At 61.2% G+C, this 24,488-nt stretch carries 28 protein-coding genes and 3 pseudogenes; 20 read left to right on the top strand and 11 right to left on the bottom strand.

Translation table 11 applies throughout. From position 1 onward, the window contains the following. Positions 1–869 precede the first annotated feature (869 nt). The 3 genes from HK436_RS24515 to HK436_RS24505 all read left to right on the top strand — a co-directional run bounded on the left by HK436_RS24515 (position 870) and on the right by HK436_RS24505 (position 3,663). A protein-coding gene (locus tag HK436_RS24515) for an IS5 family transposase (RefSeq protein WP_244649387.1) occupies positions 870–1,681 on the top strand; the annotation gives its coding sequence in 2 pieces (ribosomal slippage) (positions 870–1,647 and positions 1,647–1,681; 813 coding nt in all). Positions 1,682–2,224: 543 nt separating this feature from the next. Continuing rightward, positions 2,225–2,887, top strand: coding sequence for a BON domain-containing protein (locus tag HK436_RS24510; protein ID WP_173194264.1), 663 nt, complete (start codon positions 2,225–2,227; stop codon positions 2,885–2,887). Next, entirely contained in the window at positions 2,884–3,663 is a 780-nt protein-coding gene (locus tag HK436_RS24505) for a mechanosensitive ion channel family protein (RefSeq protein ID WP_173194262.1), read from the top strand. The genes HK436_RS24510 and HK436_RS24505 overlap by 4 nt, the downstream gene beginning before the upstream one ends. Positions 3,664–3,841: 178 nt before the next feature. Here the strand turns inward: HK436_RS24505 and HK436_RS33755 are convergent. Beyond that, positions 3,842–4,056, bottom strand: a pseudogene (locus HK436_RS33755) (transcriptional regulator). Positions 4,057–4,198: 142 nt separating this feature from the next. Here HK436_RS33755 and HK436_RS24500 point away from each other — a divergent pair. From HK436_RS24500 to HK436_RS24475, 7 genes and pseudogenes are all read left to right on the top strand, one after another. Continuing rightward, positions 4,199–4,759: a hypothetical protein gene (locus HK436_RS24500; RefSeq protein ID WP_173194260.1), complete on the top strand. Its 561-nt coding sequence runs from the start codon at positions 4,199–4,201 to the stop codon at positions 4,757–4,759. Positions 4,760–4,788: 29 nt separating this feature from the next. Beyond that, positions 4,789–5,655 carry an ectoine/hydroxyectoine ABC transporter substrate-binding protein EhuB gene (gene ehuB, locus HK436_RS24495; RefSeq protein ID WP_173194258.1) on the top strand — a complete coding sequence of 289 codons (867 nt, stop codon included), beginning with the start codon at positions 4,789–4,791 and terminating at the stop codon, positions 5,653–5,655. Between the two features lie 7 nt (positions 5,656–5,662). Then, entirely contained in the window at positions 5,663–5,911 is a 249-nt protein-coding gene (locus tag HK436_RS33215) for a hypothetical protein (protein WP_312860726.1), read from the top strand. After that, a complete protein-coding gene (locus HK436_RS24490; protein ID WP_312860755.1) occupies positions 5,821–6,321 on the top strand; it encodes an amino acid ABC transporter permease in 501 nt (166 codons plus the stop codon). The genes HK436_RS33215 and HK436_RS24490 overlap by 91 nt, the downstream gene beginning before the upstream one ends. After that, positions 6,311–6,970, top strand: a complete 660-nt coding sequence (locus HK436_RS24485; protein WP_173194256.1) for an amino acid ABC transporter permease — start codon at positions 6,311–6,313, stop codon at positions 6,968–6,970. Before HK436_RS24490 ends, HK436_RS24485 begins: the two co-directional genes overlap by 11 nt. A gap of 59 nt (positions 6,971–7,029) precedes the next feature. After that, positions 7,030–7,778: pseudogene (locus tag HK436_RS24480) on the top strand (amino acid ABC transporter ATP-binding protein). 10 nt (positions 7,779–7,788) lie between these two features. After that, on the top strand, positions 7,789–8,802 hold the full coding sequence (locus HK436_RS24475) for a succinylglutamate desuccinylase/aspartoacylase family protein (RefSeq protein ID WP_173194254.1): 1,014 nt from the start codon (positions 7,789–7,791) through the stop codon (positions 8,800–8,802). Here the strand turns inward: HK436_RS24475 and HK436_RS24470 are convergent. From HK436_RS24470 to HK436_RS33210, 4 genes are all read right to left on the bottom strand, one after another. After that, positions 8,769–9,293: a GNAT family N-acetyltransferase gene (locus tag HK436_RS24470; protein ID WP_173194252.1), complete on the bottom strand. Its 525-nt coding sequence runs from the start codon at positions 9,291–9,293 to the stop codon at positions 8,769–8,771. The genes HK436_RS24475 and HK436_RS24470 overlap by 34 nt on opposite strands. 196 nt (positions 9,294–9,489) lie before the next feature. Next, the gene (locus tag HK436_RS24465; RefSeq protein WP_173194250.1) at positions 9,490–10,113 is read right to left on the bottom strand and encodes an acyl-homoserine-lactone synthase; all 624 of its coding nucleotides are present in this window, start codon (positions 10,111–10,113) and stop codon (positions 9,490–9,492) included. Positions 10,114–10,184: 71 nt separating this feature from the next. Continuing rightward, on the bottom strand, positions 10,185–10,778 hold the full coding sequence (locus HK436_RS24460) for a LuxR family transcriptional regulator (RefSeq protein ID WP_244649386.1): 594 nt from the start codon (positions 10,776–10,778) through the stop codon (positions 10,185–10,187). Positions 10,779–11,078: 300 nt separating this feature from the next. Beyond that, positions 11,079–11,231: a helix-turn-helix domain-containing protein gene (locus tag HK436_RS33210; protein WP_312860725.1), complete on the bottom strand. Its 153-nt coding sequence runs from the start codon at positions 11,229–11,231 to the stop codon at positions 11,079–11,081. Positions 11,232–11,727: 496 nt separating this feature from the next. Between HK436_RS33210 and HK436_RS24450 the strand changes: the two genes are divergently transcribed. Then, the gene (locus tag HK436_RS24450) at positions 11,728–12,879 is read left to right on the top strand and encodes a threonine synthase (RefSeq protein ID WP_312860754.1); all 1,152 of its coding nucleotides are present in this window, start codon (positions 11,728–11,730) and stop codon (positions 12,877–12,879) included. On the opposite strand, the gene HK436_RS24445 is transcribed toward HK436_RS24450, so the two are convergent. The 3 genes and pseudogenes from HK436_RS24445 to HK436_RS33205 form a co-directional block, all read right to left on the bottom strand. Continuing rightward, on the bottom strand, positions 12,869–13,906 hold the full coding sequence (locus HK436_RS24445) for a PLP-dependent cysteine synthase family protein (protein WP_173194248.1): 1,038 nt from the start codon (positions 13,904–13,906) through the stop codon (positions 12,869–12,871). The two genes, HK436_RS24450 and HK436_RS24445, sit on opposite strands and share 11 nt — an antisense overlap. Then, a complete protein-coding gene (locus tag HK436_RS31765) occupies positions 13,900–14,202 on the bottom strand; it encodes a hypothetical protein (RefSeq protein ID WP_312860724.1) in 303 nt (100 codons plus the stop codon). The genes HK436_RS24445 and HK436_RS31765 overlap by 7 nt, the downstream gene beginning before the upstream one ends. Positions 14,203–14,450: 248 nt before the next feature. Beyond that, positions 14,451–14,678, bottom strand: a pseudogene (locus HK436_RS33205) (GHMP family kinase ATP-binding protein); the annotation flags it as partial. Between the two features lie 422 nt (positions 14,679–15,100). Between HK436_RS33205 and HK436_RS24435 the strand changes: the two are divergent. After that, complete coding sequence (locus HK436_RS24435; protein WP_173194246.1) at positions 15,101–15,427, top strand: hypothetical protein; 327 nt, start codon at positions 15,101–15,103, stop codon at positions 15,425–15,427. A gap of 59 nt (positions 15,428–15,486) precedes the next feature. Here HK436_RS24435 and HK436_RS24430 read toward each other — a convergent pair whose 3' ends face one another. The 3 genes from HK436_RS24430 to HK436_RS24420 all read right to left on the bottom strand — a co-directional run bounded on the left by HK436_RS24430 (position 15,487) and on the right by HK436_RS24420 (position 17,348). Next, on the bottom strand, positions 15,487–15,972 hold the full coding sequence (locus tag HK436_RS24430) for a hypothetical protein (RefSeq protein WP_173194244.1): 486 nt from the start codon (positions 15,970–15,972) through the stop codon (positions 15,487–15,489). A 28-nt stretch (positions 15,973–16,000) separates the two neighbouring features. Continuing rightward, positions 16,001–16,669, bottom strand: a complete 669-nt coding sequence (locus tag HK436_RS24425; protein ID WP_173194242.1) for a thermonuclease family protein — start codon at positions 16,667–16,669, stop codon at positions 16,001–16,003. 76 nt (positions 16,670–16,745) lie between these two features. Then, positions 16,746–17,348, bottom strand: a complete 603-nt coding sequence (locus HK436_RS24420) for a hypothetical protein (RefSeq protein WP_173194240.1) — start codon at positions 17,346–17,348, stop codon at positions 16,746–16,748. Positions 17,349–17,711: 363 nt separating this feature from the next. On the opposite strand from HK436_RS24420, the gene HK436_RS24415 reads away from it, so the two are divergent. From HK436_RS24415 to HK436_RS24380, 8 genes are read left to right on the top strand one after another with little or no spacing between them, the layout of a single operon-like run. Then, positions 17,712–18,368, top strand: a complete 657-nt coding sequence (locus HK436_RS24415; RefSeq protein ID WP_312860723.1) for a lytic transglycosylase domain-containing protein — start codon at positions 17,712–17,714, stop codon at positions 18,366–18,368. Positions 18,369–18,380: 12 nt separating this feature from the next. Further along, a complete protein-coding gene (locus HK436_RS24410) occupies positions 18,381–18,716 on the top strand; it encodes a TrbC/VirB2 family type IV secretion system protein (protein ID WP_512770959.1) in 336 nt (111 codons plus the stop codon). Between the two features lie 2 nt (positions 18,717–18,718). After that, positions 18,719–19,018 (top strand): VirB3 family type IV secretion system protein, encoded by a 300-nt coding sequence (locus tag HK436_RS24405; protein WP_173194236.1) that lies wholly within the window; start codon positions 18,719–18,721, stop codon positions 19,016–19,018. Between the two features lie 2 nt (positions 19,019–19,020). Beyond that, positions 19,021–21,435: a VirB4 family type IV secretion/conjugal transfer ATPase gene (locus tag HK436_RS24400; protein WP_173194234.1), complete on the top strand. Its 2,415-nt coding sequence runs from the start codon at positions 19,021–19,023 to the stop codon at positions 21,433–21,435. Next, a complete protein-coding gene (locus HK436_RS24395) occupies positions 21,432–22,508 on the top strand; it encodes a lytic transglycosylase domain-containing protein (RefSeq protein ID WP_376769205.1) in 1,077 nt (358 codons plus the stop codon). The genes HK436_RS24400 and HK436_RS24395 overlap by 4 nt, the downstream gene beginning before the upstream one ends. A gap of 14 nt (positions 22,509–22,522) precedes the next feature. Next, entirely contained in the window at positions 22,523–23,221 is a 699-nt protein-coding gene (locus tag HK436_RS24390; protein ID WP_312860722.1) for a type IV secretion system protein, read from the top strand. Beyond that, a complete protein-coding gene (locus tag HK436_RS24385) occupies positions 23,221–23,439 on the top strand; it encodes a hypothetical protein (RefSeq protein WP_173194546.1) in 219 nt (72 codons plus the stop codon). The genes HK436_RS24390 and HK436_RS24385 overlap by 1 nt, the downstream gene beginning before the upstream one ends. 9 nt (positions 23,440–23,448) lie before the next feature. Continuing rightward, a complete protein-coding gene (locus tag HK436_RS24380) occupies positions 23,449–24,456 on the top strand; it encodes a TrbL/VirB6 family protein (protein ID WP_173194232.1) in 1,008 nt (335 codons plus the stop codon). Positions 24,457–24,488 lie beyond the last annotated feature (32 nt).

The raw sequence follows: 24,488 nt of genomic DNA, 5'->3' as shown, positions 1-24,488 counted from the left end.
AATTTCTTTACGAAGGATTCGCTAACCAACGTAGATTTCTGTTGATAATGCCTGTATTCATTGTGCGAAATAGATCGCACTGGTAGGAAATAATTGATCTTCGAATCATTGATGCTATAGGATCGATTCGGAAATATCCTCATTGATCCAGCCAAAACGAACGTAGCTGTCATCGTATTTTTTCCCGTTTAGATTCGTTGAAGTCATAAGCCTTCGGGAATCCAAACGGGGTGGCTTCTTGATTGCAGCGAAAGTTTGCCGAGATAATTTCTGCAGTGTAGGACGCGGTCGCACATGACGGAGCTGCGGAAAACTCAGCAACGAAGCCGCCCCTGCTGATGGGACCTCATGAGATTGGTTGGCCGAGTGCGCGTGGCCGCCAGACTGTTCGCAATTTGTACCGCAGGCCGAACTGCGCTCGTGATCATGATGTTCATTGGCAGTATGCCGGTGGGGATCTCCATAGATTGCGTGCACATGGAAGCTAGGCCCAATTGGTTGAAATGTGCCAATCGCCATGATCAACATCACTCGCGTAATGAAAGCATGAAGAGAACGTGCTGCAGGTATCGCCATCAAGTATCAGCCAGTAGGCACACAAACTGCATCCTAGCCTTCTACTCCGGCGATGGCATCTTGACTATCGGTAGACGTTTGCTAATCCCTTCGGCTGGGTACGATATAGAGCATCACGGCACTGGTTCGGCCCGCCGGCGTTGTGCGAAAGCCATGCCCAGCAGTGAAGTCAAAGGCGTGCCACAAGCAGCCGGCGCGGCTATCCGCTATCTTAGAGCCCGTCTCGAAAGGGTTGAGTAGCTGGCGCGGTCGTGATTCCGAATTTGGTGTCGAAGCCTATTCGGAGAGACCTGATGTGGACGCCAGCTACCCGTCGCCAGCATAGCCGAGAGAACCTCCGCTACGAAACCGACCTGACGGATCGGGAGTGGAATTTGATCGCGCCGATGATGCCACCTGTGGCGAAGACGGGGCGGCCGCGCCGATGGTCGCTGCGCGAGATCATGAACGCGATCTTCTACGTCATGCGCGGCGGCATCGGCTGGCGGCTTCTGCCGTCAGACTTCCCGCTCAGAAGCACGGTCTTCCGCTGGTTCCGCCGCTTCCGCGATGAGTGCCTGTTCGAGAAGATCAATCATCGACTGCTGATGCTGGACCGCGAGCGCTGCGGCCGGGAAGCCTCGCCCACAGCCTCGATCATCGACAGCCAGAGTGTGAAGACGTGCGAGAGCGGCGGGCCGTGCGGCTATGACGCCGGCAGGAAGATCAAGGGCCGCAAGCGTCACGCGCTGGTCGACACCGACGGTCGGGCGTTGGTGCTGTTTCCGCACCCTGCAAGCATCCAGGACCGCGACGGTGCAGGCTCGGTTCTGCAGGCCTCGCGGCGACCGTTTCCCTTCGTCGGCAAGGTCTTCGCAGACGCGGGCTATCAGGGACCGCGTGTCGCGGAAGCTACCTCCATCGCCGTCGAGATCGTGAAACGGAAGCCCGTTCAGGTCGGCTTCGCCGTCCAGCCAAGGCGATGGGTGGTCGAACGCTTCTTCGCCTGGATCAACCGCAACCGAAGGCTCTGGAAGGACGCGGAGGCCACTATCGAATCCACCACCGCATTCCTCTACGCCGCAGCAGTCATATCCTCGTCAGACGCATCGCGCGCCACTCATGAGCAGTTTCGGCGCGGACTCTAAGACGTTCAATAGCTCCAATGCGAGCAAGGATCCCACGAAATACTACGACAAAAAGTATTCGCCACACAGGTCGTAGCCAAAGACAAGGCAAACGTGAAGTTCGATGGGTTTGAGCCTCTCCTGGACGCCATCGTGAGTGTCATCAATCATCACAAAGCGAAGGTGGTGCCGATCCCTGCTCCGGCGGTCACGATCAGCGCCACAGCTCCTTAGAACAAACACATCAATTACCTCGCAGGTTAAGTGCGATCGGTTGCGTACATCTCATTGGCGGGTGACATCTGCCCCGCCCTCTTGGCAAACGGCTGCTTTCAGCATCTGCTATCTACCGATTGAACGGCAGAAATGGCGGCGCAAAGCTGCCATGGCAGTTTTCGGCCCGGCCCGCTCCCGAGTTACCCAAAACCGCTCGCGGGACGTCACAATCAAGAAAGTTTCTGACCGCTCGGTTGATCGCACGGAAGGCTTGCCATCTACTGACACTCTCCAGTCGAATGTGTGCCGGCAAGGGAGAGGATCGTATGACAAAGCTGAAAATCAGTGCCGGCGGGGCGTTGGTGGCTTCCCGACGGCTGTCCTGGTCGGCCCTTGCTATTTTCTTCCTAATGTCAGTACAGGCGGCTGCCCAAGCGGTCGAAGAGCCCACCGCACCTGAGCAGGCGGTGACCATCGAGCCTGTGGCGCGCGACGAAGCGATTGAGGAGCGGATTAGCCGCATACTGGAAGCGACTGGCTGGTATCGTAGTGTCAAGATCGCTGTCGACGAAGGAATCGTGTTCCTTGACGGAATCGCGGGTTCTCGGGAGCAGCGGACGTGGGCGCGCGATCTGGCAGCGCGGACCGAGGGGACGGTTGCAGTGGTGAACCGGATTGATGTGCGCGAGGAGGTAAGCTGGAATCTCGCGCCCGCCTTATCGGAGATCGAGGCGCTGGCCCGCAGGATCGCCGTTTCGCTGCCGCTGATCGCGCTTGCGGTGCTGATCCTGCCGCTCGCGTGGTGGCTGTCGAACGCGATCGCCTCGCTTATACGCCGGGTGCTCGCGCCGCGTGTCGAGCAGGACTTCCTGCGCAACGTCATCGCACGGGCGATGGCAATACCGGTGCTTCTGGTCGGCGTTTATCTCCTGCTTCAGCTGGCCGGGCTGACGGGGCTCGCGGTCTCGCTGCTGGGGGCGCCGGTGTGATCGGCATCGTGCTGGGATTTGCGTTCCGGGACATCGCCGAGAACTTCCTGGCAAGCCTGATGCTCAGCATCCGCCGGCCTTTCCGGCAAGGCGACGTTATTGGTGTAGCGGGATTCGAAGGCGTGGTGCAGACGATGAACACGCGATCGACAATTCTTCTGACGATTGACGGCAACCACGTGCAGATACCAAATGCGACCGTTTTCAAGAGCACGATCGTGAACTACACGGCGGGTCCGGCGCGGCGCGTGACGACGGACGTCGGCATCGGCTACGATGCGTCGATCGGTGACACCCAGCGCCTGATCGTGGAGGTCTTGCGCGGCCACGAAGCGATCCTGAACGAGCCGCCACCCATGGTGCTGGTGGATGCGCTGGGGCCTGCGACAGTAAGCTTGAAAGCGCACTTCTGGATAGACGGACGTACGCTTTCACCGCACAGGGTGCGGTCCTCGGCACTTCGGCTCATCAAGCGGGCGCTCGTCGAGCACGGTGTTTCGATGCCCGATGAAGCACGCGAGGTTATTTTTCCGCAGGGGGTGCCACTTGTGCGTATGGACGATACGCGCTCGAACGTCTCGCCTGTCCAGACCTCAGCTGCGGCTCAAGGCAGACCTGCGGCGTCGACAGCCGAGCCGGATACGGAGGCAACCTCGGCCGAGGGCGGGCTGGGCAATGAGATCAGCGAATTGCCGCAGGACATTGCAAACGCAACCATTCCCGAGGCCGCGTCAGGCAACCTCTTGTCGCGCCAAGTGCCACGACGCGATCAATAATGCGACCTATATGTGACCCGGCCTAGGTAGCAAGCCGCCTAATTTGCATCTTCGAGTTGGGCGTACGCCCAGGTCGCCACCATCATCAACTATGAACTCGATTTGAGGGTGTGACGCTACGCTTTAATCATCCGTCCCCACCAATGCCAGCATGTCGGGCGAGCGTCTGGAGGTGAAGCTAAGACTGAGCGGATCGTTTAGCCAAGCGCACGCCCGGACCGCCGCCGTTCTCAGGAATGAATTCTATTCCGCTGGCTTCGAAAGCTGCACGGATAGCGAGCAGGGTAGCAGAATGCGCAGATTTGCCATTCTCGATACGAGTGATCGTAGCCGCGGTCACTTGAGCATTCGCAGCTAGATCTCGCACCCCCATCTTAAGGCTGCCCGCGCCATACGAATTTGATCAGGTGATATCAAATTATATCCTTGACATAATATCTTCGGTGGTCAGAATGCCCTCTTGCAATGCAGCCGTGCAGGATGGGCAAACATCCAGCACGGCCTGACCACGCCCAAGCTGTCTGGAGCTCGGATCATGGCTGATTCCGACAATACCACGACTTTGCCTTCCGTCACGCCTTCACAGACGAGTCGGACGGCGTCTACGATCTGCTTTGCGGACTGCGGAGCAACCCCCACTGACCCGGTCTTGTCGTTGTCCCGCGCATGGTCAGAGGCGCATACCGCGATGGCGGAACAGTGCCTGAGGCAACAGCGGCTCGAGACCGAGCTGCTGGAGTGCGGACAGTCCTCCCAGAACGTCGACGGAAAGCCTGCCAGAAGGGCAGGGGGCCGTGGCGGCATAATGCAGGCCTATGCAAAAGCAAAAGCGGCCGAGGCCTTGGCAGTCGCGCGCGAGCAAGAACTGCTGGAGCGCCTCCCCATGACCCCCGCGCACTCCCTTGCCGGCATCGCTGCCAAACTCACCGTCATTCTGACCGAGCTCGAGGACAATACAGACCTGACGGATTTTCCGGCGCCGCACCTGCGCTCCGCCCTGGAGGATCTCCTTCGTCTGATGGGGCAAGCAAACGTCGATGCATCTCCGCTTCCGGACAGCGACCAGGAGATCGCCGACGACCTTTACCACGCGTGACATCAAACAATTCAAAGGGAGAGGTGGAAATGGCACCACAGGCATTGAGGAGAATGGGGCTGTTGGGGATCGCGGCGGCGCTCGTTCTAAGCTGGAACGGGAACGCGACGGCCGAAACGACCAACGAACGGATCCTGCGCGAAGGCAGGATCGTTGTCGGCATCCACAACCGCTCGCCCTGGGGCTTCCGCGACGACAAAACGGGCGAGCCCACCGGCTGGCACCCCGATATCCTCAAAGCCGCCTTTGCCGAACTGGGTGTTACCAACCTGGAGTTTCAGGTGACCGAGTTCGGAGCCCTCATTCCGGGCCTGCTGGCGGGCCGTTTCGACGCCGTGGCGTCGGGTCTCGCGATTACGCCCGATCGTTGCAAGCAGGTCGCGTTCGGCGCACCGGACCTGCAGGCTCCTGACGCGGCTATCGTGCTCGCGGGCAATCCGAAGGACATCCATGGCTATGCCGACATCGCCGACGATGAAACCATCATCATGGGCGCCGGGCGCGGCAGCGTGGTGACCACCAATGCGAAGGCAGCAGGCGTGCCTGAGACCCGCATGCTGCTATTTCCCGATATCGAATCCAACCTCTCTGCGCTGCGCGCCGGACGTATAGACACAGCACTCATGGCCTCGCCGACGGTTATCGGGCTTCTGGCCGGCAACGCGCACGGCCTCGAACGAGCCCTGCCATTCGATGTGGGTCAAGCAAGTACAAATTTCGCGGCGATCGCCTTCCGTAAGGAAGATGTCGACCTGCGCGCCCTCTACGACGAACAGCTGGCCAAGCTGAAAGGCACCGAAGCCTTCGCTGCGATCATGGGGAAATACGGCTTCGGCGAAGCGGAAGCGGTGCCGCCGGGCATCACCGCCACCGACCTTTGCAACAGAGAGCCGTGAGACGCAGATGACGCTGATCGATATCTGGCTGGGCATTTTGCAGGGGCTCGGTACAACGGCCGCCGTCACCGCCTATGGTCTGGTCTTTGCCATTCCCTTTGCGCTCGCATTCGGCGTCGCCCAATACCTCACCGGGGGCGTCGCGCGGCTGCTGTCACCGGCGTCATCGAATTCTGGCGCAGCTCCGCCGTCATCATCCTGCTGTTCGTTTTCTACTATGCGCTGCCCGTCGTCGGGATCACCCTGTCGGCCATGACGGTGAGCGCCATGGTGCTTGGCCTCAATGCAGGAGGCTATGCCAGCCAGGCGGTGCGCGCCGGTCTCCAGGCGCTTCCGTCAGGCCAGAGGGAGGCCGGTGCAGCCCTCGGCCTGTCACGCCCGGCAATCCTGCTCCTGATCGAACTGCCGCAGGCGCTGATCACGATGAGCCCGACCTTCGTCAACACAGTCATCCAGCTGGTAAAGGCGACGGCCCTGGTGTCGCTCGTGACTTTGACCGACATGACGTTCCGCGCCAAGGAAATCGCGCAGGTCGAATACAAACCCGTCGCGATCTACACAGCACTCCTCCTCGCCTTCTTCGTCGTCTGCTATCCGATCGCGCTCGCGGGACGCTGGCTGGAGAGGCGTGTCGCAGCACCCGGGAGCCGCGCTGATGGGATTTGATCTGGCCTTCGCATTGTCCAGCGTACCGATAATCCTAGGCGCGGTGGGCACGACCCTGTTCGTTGCGCTCGTCAGTTGCATTGGTGCAGCTGCAACCGGCTTTCTCTTCGAGATGGTACACCGGGTCGGTGGCATCGCCGGCCTCACGATTGGTTTCGTGATCGATTTCATCAGGTCGACGCCGGTATTGGCGTGGCTCTATTTTCTTTACTTCGTCCTCCCGTTCTACGGCATTCGCCTCGGCTCCATGACAGTCGGCGTCATGGGTCTCAGTCTCTATTACAGCGGCTATCTGGCCGAGGTGTTCAAGGCGGGGATCGATGCCATCCCGAGGGGTCAGTCGGAAGCAGCGCGTGCGCTGTCGCTTAGCCGGCGCGATGCGGTCATCCATGTCATCGCGCCGCAGATGTTGCGAAACATCGCGGCTCCGCTCGGCAACTACTTCGTCTCGATCCTCAAGGCGACGCCTTACCTGGCAGTGCTCGCGGTTCCGGAAATGCTGGGCCAGGCCTTCGATATCGCCTCGGAGACGTATCGGTATACCGAGCCGCTGGTCGTCGCCGGCATCATCTTCCTGGTGCTGGCGCTCGCCATTTCCCACGGCGTCAAACGTCTGGAACGGCGGCTCCTCGCGGTGGGCGCACGATGACCATGACGCCGCCGATGGAATGCTGGTCGACGAAGATCCACGAGAAATCAGGAGAGGGCATGAGCACACAATCGGATACCATCGTCGACATCCAGGGTCTCAACAAATGGTTCGGCGCCCTGCACGTGCTGAAAAACGTCGACCTGACAGTTGGAAGCGGTACGCGCGTCGTGGTGTGCGGGCCGTCGGGTTCAGGCAAATCGACCCTTATCCGCTGCATCAATGGGCTGGAAACCTATCAGCAGGGCACGTTGCGTCTTGCGGGGACGATGCTCGGTCTCAATGCCAGGGAGACGGCGCGCGCGCGGCGCCAGACCGGGATGGTGTTTCAGAGCTTCAACCTGTTTCCGCATCTGACGGTGCTCTCCAATTGCACGCTGGCGCTGCGGCGCGTCGCCGGCCGGAGCCGCGCGGAAGCGGAAGACATCGCCATGGCCCATCTGGAAAAGGTCAGAATACCTGAGAAGGCGAAGTCCTATCCCGGCCAGCTCTCCGGCGGACAACAGCAGCGCGTGGCGATTGCACGGGCACTGTGCCTCAACCCTCGCATCATGCTCTTTGACGAACCGACATCGGCGCTCGATCCGGAAATGATCAAGGAGGTCCTCGACGTCATGGTCACGCTGGCCCGCGACGGCATGACGATGGTCTGCGTCACCCATGAGATGGGCTTTGCGCGGGAAGTCGCTGACCAGGTCGTCTTTATGGACGGGGATGCATCCTCGACAGCGCATCCTCCCGCGACTTCTTCGGCTCGGCGGGACATCCCCGCTCGCGGCTTTTTCTCGAAAAGATCCTGAAGCACTGAGAGGACGTCAATGACAGGTTCGACGCAGGTTTGGACGCCGCTCGATTTCGAGGCGGATGGGAGGCAGTGCGACTGGCTGCGCGTGCCCCATTCAACGGATTTATCGGGTTACGGCGTGGTGCCAATCCCGATTGTGTGCATCCGAAACGGTGCAGGGCCCACGGCTCTTCTTGTCGGTGGCAACCATGGCGACGAATATGAGGGGCAGGTTGCGCTTGCGCGCCTGTGCCGCGAGATCGAAGCAGCGGATGTTCGCGGCCGGATCATCATTCTGCCTTCACTGAACACGCCCGCCGTCGAGGCGGGCCGGCGCGTGTCACCTCTGGACGACGGCAATCTCAACAGATCGTTTCCGGGCGATCCGGTTGGCGAGCCGACGGCGATGATCGCGCATTATGTCACCACGGTGCTTCTCGCCATGGCCGATGTCGCCATCGACCTTCATGCCGGTGGTCGCTCGTGCCACTACCTCCCGTGCGCCTTGATCAGAAGTGGTGGCGGGCCAGACGAAAATCGTGAGCTTACCGACCTTGCGACCGCGTTCGCTGCCCCGATTACCTCCATCAGCGATGGCTCAGGTGGAGGCGGCATGACAACGTTTTCGGCAGCAGGCCAGGGCCTTGGTGTGCCGGTGCTCACCGCCGAACTCGGCGGTGGGGCCACCCTCTCGCGGGCGGGCCTTGCCATTGCAGAGCAAGGGTTGCGGCGTGTCCTGCAGCGTTATGGAATTCTGCAAGGCGAGGATTCCGGCCCCGCATCGCCCACCCGCTTCATGCGCGTGCGGGGCAGGGGCGCCTTCGTCTACGCGATGCGCAAGGGCCTGTTCGAACCGGCGGCGCGTATGGGCGAGGTCGTGCAAGCTGGCCAGCTCGCCGGGGTCATTCACACCATCCATCGGCCGTGGGAAGCGCCGGAACCGGTCGCATTCACCGAAGGAGGCATGGTTGCCTGCCGGCGCGCGCCGATGCTGACCGAGCCAGGTGATTGCCTCTACAAGCTTCTGGTCGACGTCGATCCGGGCTGATCGCCACAAACGCGCTCGACGGGGGCGATCATGAGCCTTTGTGGACCGATGCGTCCGTCGAAAATCCGCCCCGTGGGCGTCAGGCCGCAGGCAAGGTTCAAATGGAAAGCAGCGAGATTGGCGACGTTCACGCTCGACATCACATGTGTGACATCCGGCCGTTCCCGTGAGATCCATTGCGCGGCGAGGCGGATCGCAGCCTTGCCGTAGCCGCGCCCTTGCAGGCGTGTGTCGATCCGCAGATTGTTCAGCGTCATGCAGCCTGCCTCCGCCCAGACGGGCAGGGCTGCTTTTTCCCGTGCAACGATGAACCCCACCACCCGGTCGCCATCGGCGAGTGCAAAGGGGGTCTGGCGCGGCGGGGAGGCTCGTAGCTGATCGAAGATGTCGCCAATTGGCCCACCGGCGTAAGCCGCCTTGTCGGGGTCGACGGCGATGTCGGCAACAACAGCCTCATCGTCGAGCCCAAGCACACGCAATGTGACTGTCATCTCTCCCACTCCGAACGGTCAGACTGATCATCATCCTGGCATCCAGTCATGCAGACCAGTCTCACGGAATCCGGGGATTGACCGACTATGGCGTCACGGGTGCGAAGGGCATCCTGACGGCGCGGATGAGATCGCGGCCGGCGGCCTCAGGTAGCGATTCTAATGAACGACCTTCGGGCGGCACCGTCGGGAACCGTCATGCCGGCGATGGTAAATCGATCACGACCGGCCGGTCGATGCGGTAGGCGCGGCGAGTGCTCCCGATTGCATCCGGCGTGACATCGATCAACAGCGCGATGATGTCGCCGTCCTCGTGCTGCACGACATCTCCCAGCTCAGCAATGCTCCATCCAAGGGCACGCAGACGCTTTGGCCAGAACGATTCACAGACGACACTGATCTGGCGAATGCCGAGTTTCAGGGCGACCTCGAGTAGGCCGCAGAGAACAACGCCGGCGACCGGCGACGGGGAGCCGCGGCTGCGCAGGGCGGGATCGATGAAGAAGCGCGTCCATTCATAGATATCCGACGCCCGCGGTGGCCCCGCGACTGCGAGTTGCGGAAACACATCGCCCAGGAGGTGAGGCTGTAAGGTCGGGACGAGACGCGAGCCGCCGACGATCTTGCCGGCGCTATCGAGCGCCATCAGGTAGATGGCATGTTCGGTGTCGAACGCATCCATTTCGATGTTGATGGGTCGTGCCACGGAACGCCATTGTCGTCGCTTCACATATATGTCGTAGCGGATGCGAAAATAGCGCTCCAGCAAGACCCTGTACTGTTTCCTGTTGGCCCAAGTGACCACGTGAATACGAACCATGACGCCTCCAGCCAAATGGAGGCGTGGTAGGCGAATGCGTTCGGAAAAAGCATCCCGGAATTTCGGTATAGCTAAATCTGAATTTCATGCCTTCGCAGTGCTTTCACGATGGCATGGGCCACATTGATGGCGTTCAGCTTCTCGCGGATGTTGCGATGATGGCTCTCCACCGTATTCGTCGTTACGCCGAGGATGCAGGAAATATCGTCGGCCGATTTACCGTCTGCGCTCCATTGCAGGAGTTCGCGCTCCCTCGGCGTCAGGGGCTTACACTCCTCGGTACCCGGTCTGCTTTCCAAGCAGCTTATTTTACGAAAGAGGTGAACACACAGCGCTTCGAACAGAGGCATCGTGCCGGGTGGTATCTCCATCCGATCGCTTGCTGCCGTCACCACAGCCGGTCCAGACAGCGGCATATGGATTGGCACACATAAGCCGTCCTTCATGCCAAATTCGGCGGCCTCGTCCATCACCAGACTGGCACGTGTTGTCAGACGACCAGCGCGCAGTTCATGCCAGAGGAACGGCTCGGCCGCGAGACGGCTGCGTGCGGCGCAAGGATCGTAAAGGAAGTGCCCCTCGGATTCGTAGCGGGCGAACCATTCGCTCGCCCACCCGTCATGAAGGATCTCACGATGCCATTCGCTGTCCTGAGGGACCGGCAATCCCGTGATCAGAAAACGCTGCAGGCCGTACCGATGAGAACGCCCTGAAATACTTCGAGTGCGCGATCAGACGAAGTTGAATCGTCGATCGCCGATATCGCAGCGAAAAGCTCTCCAACGGCAGCGTTGTTCATCGATAAACCTCGACATGCCCCGCAGCTTCAACCTGAACACCCCACTTCTTCAACCTAAGCGTGTTCCGCAACCGGCTTCAACGCCGCGGACGTCGATTGTCTACTGTAGGAGTCAAGGAAGGCACTATTTTTTGGTCGGCATGCCGCAGGTTGTAAACGCGGAGCTTCAGTTCCGTGAGCCACGCGCTGGCTGCTTGGTTGAGCGTCCAGTGTGACGCTTCGGTGCTGTTGCAGTGATGAGGTCCTTCGGCTCAACGTCCAGCGCCTTCGCCAGGGCTGCCAGCGTATCCAGCGTAGCGTTTTGCCGGCCGGCTTCCACGCTGCTGATATACGCCCGCGTGCGCCCGCGGCGAAAGAAAGCTGCTCCTGAGACAGCCCTTTTCCCCGGCGGAGCCGTTGCACGTTCAGACCCAACACAGCGCGAAGATTCATCCTGCAAGCAGTGCGCCGATGCACACTATGGTGCGACACACTCTAGTGAACATTCCGCATTGACAGCGGCATCACCGCCTGTTTGAACCGAGGCGTGGATGAACGATCCTGCACGGAGGAATTGCCATGGCCAGTCAACCCCTTAGCACGCTTCGCGCAGGCCTCTCGGAACCAAATTCCGCACACCCTCGGAAGGCAAAAATCACTGGAACCGATATGGCCGTGGTGCCGGGGGAGGCACCGTCGTCGGGCTCACCTGCATTCGCTGCGGCAGGTCCTATCCGGCCACGGTCGAGATCGATTCAAGGGGCTGTCCGGCCTGTCACGAAACCGCGCCGGCCAATCTCAGACCCGTCTATGCCTCAACCGCTGATCCGCTATCGATCGCGGCGAATCCACCGCGATCGTTGTGGCGCTATGCCCATGCTCTGCCTTGCTCGGCGGAAGACGCCGTTTCGCTCGGGGAAGGGCAGACGCCCTTGGTTGAAACGAGCCGGATCGGCCGACTATTGGGAGTTGCGAACCTCTTCATCAAGGACGAGGGCCGTAACCCGACCTGGTCGCACAAGGACCGGTTTTCAACGGTTGCAGTGTCGGTGGCCAGGGCGCAGGGAGCAAAGGTCGTGGCGACGGCTTCTTCCGGTAACGCCGGCGCCTCACTGGCTGCTTACGCTGCGCGCGCGGGTCTGCGTTGTGTTGTCGCCACCTTTGGCGGCTCCGCTGAAGCGATGCTGGCGCAGATCAGGAAGTACGGCGCAACGGTTCTGCCGCTCGCCAACAAGATGGATCGATGGGCCTTGCTTGCCCAAGCAGCGGAACGCCATGGCTGGTTCGTGGCTTCGCCCTATCAAGCGCCTGTCGTTGGCAGCCACGCCCTGGGCATCGAGGGCTACAAGACCATCGCTTATGAAATCGTCGAGCAGTCGGGCGGCATTGCCCCCGACTGGTGCGTGCTCCCCGTCTGTTACGGAGACGCACTGTCGGGTGTTTGGTCGGGATTCGAGGAATTGTTTGCGCAGGGCGCGATCCCGCGGCTGCCGCGAATGGTGGCTGCCGAGGTGCATGGCTCTCTGGCGCAGGCGCTTGCCACAGGCAGTGACAGGCTCGAAGAGCGTAGGATGGAATTCGAAAGCCGCGCCATTTCGATCGGCGCCCCGCGCAGCACCTACCAGGCTCTGAAGGCGCTGCGCGACTCCTCCGGAAGCGCGGTTCCGGTGAAGAATGACGGGCTGGTCGAGATGCAGGAGCGCCTGGCACGCATGGAGGGCATATTCGCTGAACTGGCGTCGGTCACGCCCCTGCTGGCGATCGCAGAATTGCGCAGGCAGCGCGTTATCGCCGATGACGACCGCGTTGTGGCAATCGTCACCGCCAGCGGCCTGAAGGACCTCGATCAATCGGTCACGAGCCCCACGCACAAGACGATTTTTCAATCTACCGGCGAGGCTTGGGAATGGCTCCGCGACAAGGATACCGGACTGCTTGAGACGCCGGCAATGCCTGCCGCCAGTCGCGCAGAAACCTTTAGTGCATAGATTGCGCTTGGCGCACCTGATCGAGGCTGCGTCTTGCCCAGGCAAATCGCGTCCACTCTGTCTCCGACGCGGGCTCGAGGGTGGTCAGCATTCGGGGTTTGGAAGGCGATGCACTTGGCCATCCAGGAAGCGAGGCAAGCCAGGCGTCGTCAAAAACGGTATCGGCGTAGCGGTGGCCCTCGTCCGGCATGATGACTGCGACGCGGGCCCCGGGACGATTGTCGGCGGTCCACCTGGCGACGAGTGCGGCAGCAGCACTGGTCGGACCCTGGAATATGCCATGTTCGCGTAACAAGTCGCGAGCGCCCCTGAATGCCGGGTATGCGCCAACCCAGTGCACTTCGTCGACAAGTTCGTGGTCTAGATTGGCGGGCAATACACTGTTGCCGAGACCACGCAACAACCGGCGGCCGACAGGTTGCCCGAACAGGATGCTGCGGTGCGTGTCGACCGCGATGATGGACATCTGCGGAAAGATCATACGCAAAAATGCTCCTGTCCCGCATAGCGAGCCGCCGCTTCCCACGCAGCCTACAAGGCAGTCAATCCTGCCCATCGATCGCACGAGCGTTTCGGCCAGACCTGCATAGGACAGCGCGTTTTGGGGATTGTCATATTGCCTTGGCCAGAAGCAATGCGGTTCCTCGCTGCGAATGCGCTGCAGTTCCTGCAGACGCCGCATCTGATCGCCATTGCCGTCGGGATCTTCGGTTACGATCATCCTGGCACCGCTCCCTTCCAGGCGCGCTCGATACTTTGCGTCGATGAGGCTCGAAGCGGTGACGAGCGTGAGCCGGTATCCGCGCGCCGCCGCCAGCAGCGCGAGAGCCATGCCGAATGTTCCGGATGTTGACTCGACGATGCGGTGGCCGGGCCGAAGTGAGCCGTCCGCCGCGGCACGGTCCAGGATGTATCTGGCCGGCATGAGCTTCATCAGAGGGAACACCGCTGCGACCAGATTGTCAGACAACACCGCAATGCGCGGGGTCTCGAGCTCACGGAAGTAGTCGGCGTCCAAAGCTACCATCTCGCGCCGTCGTCATTTATCGGGTGAAACGCGACATCTCCAAAACCCAGCCGCTTTGCCAATCCCGCGACCCGACCAGCGCGCTGCCGCAGGTTCTTTGCGGTGCGGTCGAAAATAATGCCGATCAACGAGCCGCTATGGGCGACCTGAACGCCGCAGGCGCCGGCGTCTTCGGCAATGGCCATGACCTGGTCGAAATGCTCCTTGGGCAGATGCCGCTGACTGATCCGTGCGCTGGCGGTTGCCGCACGGCCAAGGCAGTTGGGATCCTGATAGCGTACGGCATGGGCGACCACCCCCGCAGGACACGGAATTGCTGGATTTCCGCTTGCTCGTAGCGTGCAGGAGGCAGATTGAGTGTGTCTATCGGCAGTCCGTCACGGGTCTTGAACCCGACCAAGAGCAGGGGCGGCAACGCACCGCCAAAGTGCTCCAGAACGACGCCCTGTCGCTGCGCGAAGAGCAACGCCTGTTCGCCGAAGGCGATGGCATCGCTGGCTTTTTCCGCGGCGACCGCCAACTGGCTGATTCGCGAAGGCTGAAGGTGTGCACAGTAGGCATCCGCAACCGCTCGAATAACGGCAACGACATCGGCAGTGGAGGAACCATAGCCGTGACCGATAGGGATGTCGCTTACGATCTCGACCGCACCGCCTTCGGCGATAGCCAGATGATCGAGCGTGCGCCGCGCCGCCACGCCGGCCTTTGCCCTGCCATACGGGCGCACCGCGATGTCAGTTGACCGGGTGGCAATAAATGTCGCTCGCGACATCATCGCCGGGAGAGGCAGGGTAACCAGTCCGCGATGAAGCCGTCCGTTCCCGACTTCGAACACGCCTTGCAGAAGCTCTCCGTGATGAGCCATCGCAGTGCCGACGCCCTCTAGAGATAACGGTTCATTGATCCGCGACAATCTGGAGACTGCAAGCACGATACACTCCCGGTGTTGCGCGTCGGAGATGATCGTGGCGTCGACGGTAACTGGGTGCCGTCACGGAATTCCGGCATAGACCAGGTTTTGATCGCGCGGTTCACTGGCCCGACGGATGCAGCGCAGCCGGAATGGCACCATTCTCTCCCGTACGGGAGGTCCTCAGCGACCGCCAGTATCCCCTCGCGCATTGCGGACGTGGACTTTGGACTCAGCACGGTAAGCAAAGCATGCTTGGACTATTCACGCGATCCGACAAGACGATGTCGTCGAAGATCGCAAGTCACAAGCGATCTCGGGCTGAACGGATCGCACTGGATAGGCGTCATGAGCAGACGAAGTTGCGTCTGCGCTATCCAATGCTGATCTACTATCGCTGGCGTGAGAAGCGCGCTTATTCGCATCTGCTTTCATCCAAGCCGGCAACTGCTGAAGATGCGTACGAAAAGCTGATCTACGTGATGGCGCTCATGACTTCCAAGGCGGCACCCTTACGCCTCAATGACGTGCAACAGGCGGTCACGACCTTGCGCCCCTTCGGGTCGCATTTGGCCGAAGCTCTCGGTTCGAGATCGCGCCGTTCCCTGTAACCAAACAGCGCGTCGGCACGGCCGCATGCGGGGCCGGCAACCGGCATTCGTGCTGCTTGCTACCGGGTCAGGCTAAACCAGTGCCGCGTGACATTGCCGTCATGCTGTCTGATGTCGAAATAATAGGGATCCTGCCGCAAAGGGCGTGGCATCGTGACGGTTTGCTCACAGCCTGTTCGCCCGCCGGATCGTGAGTCGCAGATGTTTCGGACCTGGACGCAGATATTCTGCTGGCGTCCGCCGTGGTTCTCGAAGCCGGATGCGGCGCTCCAACCGGCCGGACAGTCGTCATACGCCTCATAGCCAGGTTTACCCGTGCCGGCTTCGGGGCAAGTGGGCCAGGAGAACCCCCAACTGTTCATCGCCGAGATAAGTCGGTGCATTGGTGGATGACAGGCAGGAATGCTGCGCCATGACGGCTCTGAAGACGATGCACAAAGAAGCACCTCGCATCCCCACTCGCTCGCTGCTGCACGGTCGGTGAATGAACTCAGCGTGGCCGTGGAGATGATGGCGGCAATCGAAAACTGCCAGACACGGTGCATGTGCCGTCTCCTTTGATCGACTAAGCAGCTAACGGTCAGTTCGTCGGGGATGCCTTCGCGCATCCTGAAACGGCGGGGAGATTTCGAGACCGCGCTCGGCAAGCAGATTGAAATCGGCGATCGGTTGGCGAGACAGCGTCCGGTCGGCGGCTTTTGCGCGCCACTCGTCCATGTCGAGCACGTAGGTTGCCCACATGCCGTACCGGGCCGACATGGCGTGCTTCTGCCATGCCAGATAGTGCGCGGGTGCCTGCCCAGTCGCCCGGGCCCAGCCGACCCGCACCATCTCCAATGCGAGGTCGCGGCCGTTCACGGTGCAGCGGCCGCGAGGAACGCCATCGCCATCGTTGCCTTGCACGACGCAGTTCACGCGAGCAGGACCCACCGACCGCTTCAACCACGCCTTCGCCAACGGACCGCAAGGCACCGGCTTAAGGATCGCATTCTCGCCGTGCCGGCGCGCATCGTAGGACCATTGGGGAAGTTCACACGTGTCGATCGAGGCCAAGCGCACCGCCAGGCCGTTCTGCGGAAACCACAGAGTATGCCCATCGACGATTGTTGCGCGGCCAGAGATTTCGGTCACATGGCCGCGGTAGGGAACTGAACCGATCCCGACCGAAGGTTCTCGACCGCCCTGCAACAGATCAGCCGCATGGGAAGCACCGGTAAAGGCGATCACCAGCAGCGCGACCATGCCCGACCTGACGCCGACGGCTCGCGTCATGGCATGGACTCCCGCCCTGCCATGCTCTGGAGAGGGGGAGGGACGTTCATTGCGCAGCGACCCTCGGGTCCGCCCACATGCCGTAGCCGCGGCGACCGATAGCCTCGGCCTCCTTGAGGTCGGGGCGCGCCAGCGACCCGTCAGGGCGCTTGGCGATACGGTGGCTGCCGAGCGAGACCAGTTCTTCCTCGAACATGTCGATCGTGTCGAGGCTGCCTGGATAGTGATAGTAGCCATAACAGGTGGCATTCTGTACGGACCCGCCGCTCTCGCTGACAAAAGCCCTGCAGAAGATGACCCGCGGTGACTGCAGAAGGGTTTCCAGCCCGTGTCGAGCGTAGTCGTCGCAGGTGCCCGCAAATTCCTCCTTCCGGTTGACCATGTCGCCCTCACACGGCTCGATCCCGAACAGGCGCACGGTCAAATTTGCGGCGACGCGAAAAGCGGTTGCCGAGATGGCCTTGAAGCCCGACGCGGAGGCATAGCCTTTGCGCTCTGACACCTGTCCATGACCGTCATAACATTCCATGACCAGCACCGTCCTTCCGGGCGCCGCCAATGAACGAATGTACGCTTCGTCCACAGGCTCGGCCGCATAAGCTGGCAGAAGCGCGCTAATCGCCAACAGGCAACAGGCTGTTCGTCTCATTGAGAGTCGGCTCCAACGTCTGATCGTACCCGACACTGGTACGCCTCTTTTGCGATTGCAAGAAAAAATCACAATCAAATTGACATTGTTTTTCTCTCGCCTATCGATTCCCACATTCGACGTCCAGTTCCGGGATGCAACATGGCGAAGCAGCCATCATCACTCTCCGCCGCGCCGCTGATAGCGGTGACCATCATCACAGGTGGCCTTTCGCTTGCTTCGGTTCACGCAATGCCGGCCGAGGCTCTGGTTGAACCCTCGACAGGCCACGTCCCGCCAGGCGCAGTTGCATTGCAAGGTCGTGGGCTGCCGTCCCCTGACACGGTTGACGAAGCGCGCTGGGCGAGGCAGCAGGACGACTACGTGCCGAGCGAATCCGGTCAGGTCATTCGTAGAGGCGAGCCTACGGGTGCCAGGGGAGCGACTTCGACCGGCGCGACCGGCCCGGAGACGGTTCACAACCATATTGGTAGTGAAACTGACAGCGATTTACGATGCGATCATTCACCCGTATCACCCGAACAAATCGCCCGTCTCGTCATCGAGGCGGCACAGCGACATCAGGTCGATCCCCGATTTGCCATCGCTGTCGCAACGGCCGAGAGCCGGCTCGAGCGACAGCACAGCTCGACAACCGATGCGATCTGGCCGATGCGGCTACCACCTGATACCGCCGAGCGGTTCGCCGTCACCGACATCTGCGACGCCGCGCAAAGCATCGATGTCGGGGTGCGCTACCTGCGCCAACTGACCGACGAGTTTCACAGTCCGCTGCTGGTCGCTGCCGCCTACCACGCTGGCGAGAGCCGCGTGCGGGAGCATCGCGGCATTCCCCCAATGCCGGATACCGTCGAATTCGTCGCCCAAGTCCTCAATGCCAAATTGAGCCTTGCGGGCAGCAGCCCAACCGCATACGCGCTGCCGCCCTCACCGAATGAGGGCCACGGTTCTGGGGATGCCAGCGGGGTCATCACGTTGCGCGAACGCCGACAGTGGGTCGGCGGGGTCATGCATTTCTAGCCGGAGGTCACAATGAACGAAATTCCCAATTTGATGAAGACCCAGGTCGTGATGCGCCCGCTAGCGGTCAGCGCAATCCTGCTCACCAGCCTCGCCATCGCGGAACCCGCCTTTGCGCAGAGCTCCAGCGCCTTCGCACCGCTCGAGACCGCCGTGCAGATGATCGTCGATTTCATCACAGGACCATTCGGACGCCTGCTGGCGATCATCGCGGTCATCGCGCTCGGCTTCCTCGCCTTCGCGGGGCGGCTCTCCTGGTTCACAGCCGGAGCGGTCGTGCTCGGCATCGGTCTGGTCTTTGGAGCACCTGCGATTGTCGACGAGATGATCGCGGCCGTCGGAAGCTGACCATGACCAGGTTCGCCGACGAGAAACCTCAACTGACGCCGCTGATCATCGGCCTGACCCGGCCACCCATGATGTGGGGCATCCCGCTGAACGCCTTCTACATCATCGTCGGCTTCACGCTGATCGCCTTCCTTGTGAGTTCGAGCTTCTGGTCGGTACTGATCGCACCGCTGATCTACCTCGCGCTGTTTGCGCTTTGCACGAGCGACATGCGCGTCCTCGACATTGCCCAGGTGGTTGGGCGTCGAACGCCGCGAACGCGGAACCGGCTGTTCTGGCGCACGAACTCCTTCGGACCTTGATCATGCTGAGCGTCGTTGCCGCGGAATTGGGGTTCGGGCGAGAAAGCCGGCGCGATCGGCCGATGTCGTCGCACATTCCGTATCTCCGCCATGTCGCCGATACGGTGATAGGGCTCGAAAGCGGCTCCATCGCATCCGTGATCAAGCTGGACGGACTGTTTTTCCAGACGGAGGATCAAGCCGAGCTCAATATGCGCGCCGTCGTGCAGAACACGATGATCCGTGCGCTCGGCTCCAGCCGCTATGCGCTTTGGTCGACGGTCGTGCGCAAGGAAGTGAAGCCGACGATCGGCGGCAGCTTCTCCGACCCGTTCTGCGCGCTTCTTGACGAGCGCTACATGGCGTCGCTGGACGCCAAGCGCATGTTCACCAACGAGCTCTATTTGACGATCGTTCGCTCCGGCATGCGCGGCGCGCTTGGGGTTGCCGAGATGTTTTCCCGCCTTCTTGATCGGTCTGCCGGTGCCGACGTGCGACAGCAGCGTATGCACGAGCAAATCAACGAGCTCGAAGAGGTCGTCGGCAACGTCACGCGTGAGCTACAGAAATATGGTGCCCGGCCGCTCGGCATCGTCTATCGCAACGGCGATCCCTATTCTGAACCTTGCGCCTTTTTCAACACCTTGCTGACCTGCGGCCTCGCGCGCGACATGCGTCTGCCGCGCATGGGCATCCGCAATTATGTCGGCACATCGCGCCTGCACTTTTCCAAGCGCACGATGCAGGCCCAGGGGCCGACGGACGCCGACAACCGTTTCGGTGCGATGCTCTCGATCAAGGAGTATCCGCCGTTCTCCGGGCCCGGCATGCTCGACGGTCTTCTGCAGAGGAACCACGAGTTCATCTGCACACAATCGTTTACGCTCGCCGACAAGCCGATCGCCCAGGAGCGCATCTCTCGTCTGCAGCGTCAGATCCATGCCTCGGATGAATCAGGCAGCACCGTCGAGACCGACATCGACTTGGCGCTGAACAGCCTGCTCAACCAAGAGGCGGTGTTCGGCTATCACCATTTCAGCCTGCTTTGCCTGTCGCGCGAGCTCTCCGAGCTCGACAAGGCTGTAGCCGAGCTCGGCTCCTGCCTGACCGACATGAACATCAACTGGCTTCGAGAAGACCTCAATCTGGAGGCGTCCTTCTGGGCGCAGCTGCCAGGCAATCATGCCTACATCGCGCGTTCCTGCATGTTGTCGAGCGCAAACTTCTCCGGGTTCTCGTCGCTGCACAATTTCGCGACGGGGCAGGGGAGCGGGGTCCACTGGGGCTTGCCGATCTCGATCCTGGAGACGACGTCGCAGACGCCCTACTGGTTCAACTTCCACCAGCGTGACATCGGCCATTTTCTGGTGACCGGTCCGACCGGGTCCGGCAAGACAGTCGTGCTGACATTCCTGCTCGCCCAGGCGTTCCGTATTTCGCCGGAACCAAAGGCCGTCTTTTTCGACAAGGATCGTGGCGCCGAAATCTTCGTGCGCGCCGTCGGAGGCGCCTACGAAGTGCTGCAGCCAGGCGTCGCAACCGGCTTCAATCCGCTGCAACTCGAAAACAATGCCGCCAACCGCGAATTCCTGCATCGCCTGCTCAAGGCCATGCTCGATCCGTCTGACGACAGCGGCTTCTCCCAGGAAGAAGATGACACGCTCGAGAGAGCAATCGGCCGCATATGCCAGGAACCGGTCGAGCAGCGCACGCTCGCCAACCTGTCCGGTCTCCTGATGGGTCGGGCGCGATCCGACGCGAACGATCTCCAGTCACGCTTACGCCCTTGGTGCGAGGGCGAGAAGGCCTGGCTCTTCAACGCACCGCGCGATGTTCTGTCGTTTTCCGGTCGGAGAATCTTCGGCTTCGATATGACCCACATTCTCGATAACAGCGAAGTGCGTACGCCGGCGCTGATGTATCTCTACCACCGGCTGGATGAGTTGCTCACCGGCGAGCCGGTCATGATCTTCATGGACGAGGGCTGGAAGCTTCTACAGGACCCGCTCTTTTCCAATTACATCGTCGACAAGATGAAGACGATCCGCAAGCTCAACGGGATCGTCGGTTTCGGCACCCAGTCCGCGGCCGACATCGCCCGTGCGCCGCAGTCCCATACACTGATCGAGCAGTCCGCGACGACCCTGCATTTTCCCAATCCGCGCGCCGATGAAGAAAGCTACGTCCGCCGCTTCGGACTGACTGCAAAGGAATTTTCGTTCATCCGCAATACGCCGCCAGAGCGGCGCACCTTTCTGATCAAGCATGGCAACGACTCCGTCATTGCTCGCCTCGACCTATCCTCAATGCCGGACCTGGTACGCGTGATGTCGGGTCGTAAGGAGACGATCGAGCAGTGCGCGGCACTGCGCGAACGCCTGGGCGACGATCCGGCGAAGTGGTTGTCCGAATTCTGCGGATGGGGGCGTGCGGCATGATCATGCTGGACATCGTTCCTTTGGCTCTCCTGCCGGCCATCGCCGTGTCGCCCGCCTTCGCAGATATTCCGACCCTCGACGGCACGGTGCTCCACGAACGCGCCGATCGCGACCGCAAGACAGGCGAGATCGAAAAGGTCGACGAGGCCCGTTACATCAACAACCAGAGCGTAACGTGCTCAATGTACCGGCATGGCCACAAGGGCGATCCGATCGGCGCGGCGAATGCCAATCCGGCGATTGCTGGAATGGTTCGGAGGATCGCACGCGAGGAGGGAATAAACGAGAACCAGTTCCTGGCGCTCGTCTATCAGGAAAGCCGATTCAATCCGTGCGCTCACTCATCCGCGGGCGCGATCGGACTGGCCCAGCTGATGCCGGGCACGGCCGGGGATCTTGGCGTCGATCCGCACAATATCGAACAGAACCTTCGCGGTGGCGCGCGCTACTTCAAGCAACAGCTGCGCCGCTACGACGGCAATGTCCTGCTGGCGCTCGCAGCCTACAATGCCGGCCACGGCAATGTGAGCAAATATGGCGGCATTCCTCCGTTCAAGGAAACGCGAGGTTATGTGGCGAGCATCACCCAAAAGTGGCTACCGGCCTTCGGCGGCTCCGACAAATCGGGCATTCCCCTGAATTACGGCGGCGGCAGCGCTTATGAAAGCGCCCGCGCCAGCACGATCAACGCAATGGGCCTGACTGCAGCGGTCGCGGATGGATCCAACGACGTTTTGTCCTGGCTGCACCAGTTGGGAGCGATGGGAACCGGCACGATTCAGGACAGCTGGGACCACAACTCCGGAGCGCGCGGTGCCAATGTCGAACTGATGAACCGGCTGATCCAATTGGGTACCACATTCGCGGATCTCATCAATTCCAACAACGCGATGACGCTCGGCGACATGTCGGGGGCGAACCGCTCGACCGACTACCGCGGCCAGGAAGAGGACGATGGACGACAGGTCGCCGGCCAATGCGAAGCGCGGCAAGGCTTCGACTGGGATGACGCTGCCACGGCTTGTGTACTGCGTATCGACGCGCAGGCCGAACTGCTTCTTGAAACGCACTGATTGAGGAGATCAACGTGAACCGAGCACTGGCTATTCTGACGCTGATCGGCACGGCCTGTTCGCCGGCTGCAGCCGACATTCCGGTCATCGACAAGAGCAACTATGCCGTCGCGCGTGACACCGCCGAAAAGACGGCAAACATCCTCGACACCAACAAGGAGATCCTCACAACAGTCGAGGACACGCTCAAGGCAGTGACCGGAGAGCGCGGCGGTGATGCCGGTCCGCTAAAGGACATCGCCATCGGCAACGGTTTCAGCGTGTCGTCGATGCCTTCCTTCAACGACCTCCTCAAAGGCGGGACTGCCGATTTCGGGTCGCTCGATCCCAAGATCGTGGAAGCCGTGACGCTCTTCATCAACGGGCTCCAGCTTGTCCGTTCGCTGTCCGGCAAGGAGGACGGTTCGCTTTCCAGCGACAAGTCCTACGAAGAACTCATGAAAACGGTGATGGGCGTGTCGGCGCTGATCAACGGATCCCAGCAGGCGGTCGAGGCGCGTCGCTCCGCGCTCGAAACCGCGGGCGGCGAGATCGGCAAGGCTGGGGACATCAAAGGCTCAATCGACCAGAACACCCAGCTTCAGGTGCAAACCGGGCTCACTCTCAACGAGATGATCGGCGTCCTCAATGCGGGGGTGCAGTCCCTGCATGCCGAGAACCAGCGCAAGCTCACCGACATGTCGAACACCCGCAAGGCATTGCGCTACGAATGATGGGCCGTGGATGGATCTTGACCGCTGCATTGCTCTTTGTAGCCATCGTCGCCAGCGGATGCGGCACGCCGCGCGAAAAGACCGCTCCGTGCAAGAGGCCTGCTCACATTGCGAGCTACGCGCCGCTAGGTGAATGCGGGGCCATGCACGCGCTCAACACCGACCGGGCCGCCGCGTTGGCGGCGATCCGGGAACTGGCGCCGACGAACGACGAATAGGGCAGGGCGGTGGAAGACTTCATTGGCCAATTGCTGAATCGGATCGACGCGTCGGGACAGAACTTTGCACAGCGCGCCTATGAGGCACTGAGCCAGGACCTGGAGCCGCTCCTTCGCCTTTTGTTCATTCTCGTCGTCCTGTTCTATGGCGTTAAGCTCTTTCTTGGAACGGCGCGTCTCAGCGTTGCCGAAATCATCGGCAGGCTGGTACGCGGCTTCGTCATCCTGGTGCTGGTCGGCACCTGGTCGAATTTCAACGCCCTCGTTTATCAGTGGTTGACTGAGGTCCCTGAGGCGGCGGGTCGAGCTATTCTGTCTGCCTCCGGCACCGGCGTCGCCGAGCCCACCCATGGGCTTTCCCAGATCTGGAAGACGGCCAATGTCGCGGCGGCGGCCTTCGCCGAGCAGGCCGGCTATCTGTCGGTACTCCCGGCTCTGGTCGGCATGATCATCATGGTGTTTGCCGGCGTCTTCGTTGCAATTGCCCTCGGCATTCTCGTGCTGGCGAAAGTGATCCTTTGGGTGCTGTTGGGCACTGCGCCGATATTCATTTCCTGCTTCTTTTTCGATGCAACACGCAACTACGCCATTGGTTGGCTGAACCAATCGCTGCTCTACGCGATCATCCCGCTGTTCGTTTATGTCATCGCCGCCTTTCTGATCGCCGCGATGGAGCCGGAACTTACGGCGATCGACGCCATCTCAGGCGATCGGGAACTGAAGCTCAGCGACTTCGCAGCCTTCATATTGTTGTGCGTCGCCGGCGCATTTGTTCTGTTCCAGGTCCAGACGCTTGCGCAGGGAATTGTCGGAGCGTTTGCCACTGCGATTGGTCATGAGTCTCGCCGGCACGCCTACCGCGGCGTCTATCTGAGCCGCGAGGCCATCGGGCAATCCGCCCGCCAGACGCAGACCGCGTTGCATCGCGTCCAGGCCCGACTGCATGCGCCGCCGAACGGCGCGGGCGCCTCCATGCAGCGCGCGATCGCATCCAACGGCACCCCACCACAAACATGAAGGCCAGTCGAGGCTTGACCGTGAACGGCAGG

Origin of the sequence: Neoaquamicrobium sediminum, assembly GCF_013240295.1 — a bacterium.
GTDB classification, from domain to species: domain Bacteria; phylum Pseudomonadota; class Alphaproteobacteria; order Rhizobiales; family Rhizobiaceae; genus Aerobium; species Aerobium sediminum.
The sequence above is the reverse complement of the archived record's forward strand: the minus strand, read 5'-3'. Positions and strand labels throughout refer to the sequence as shown.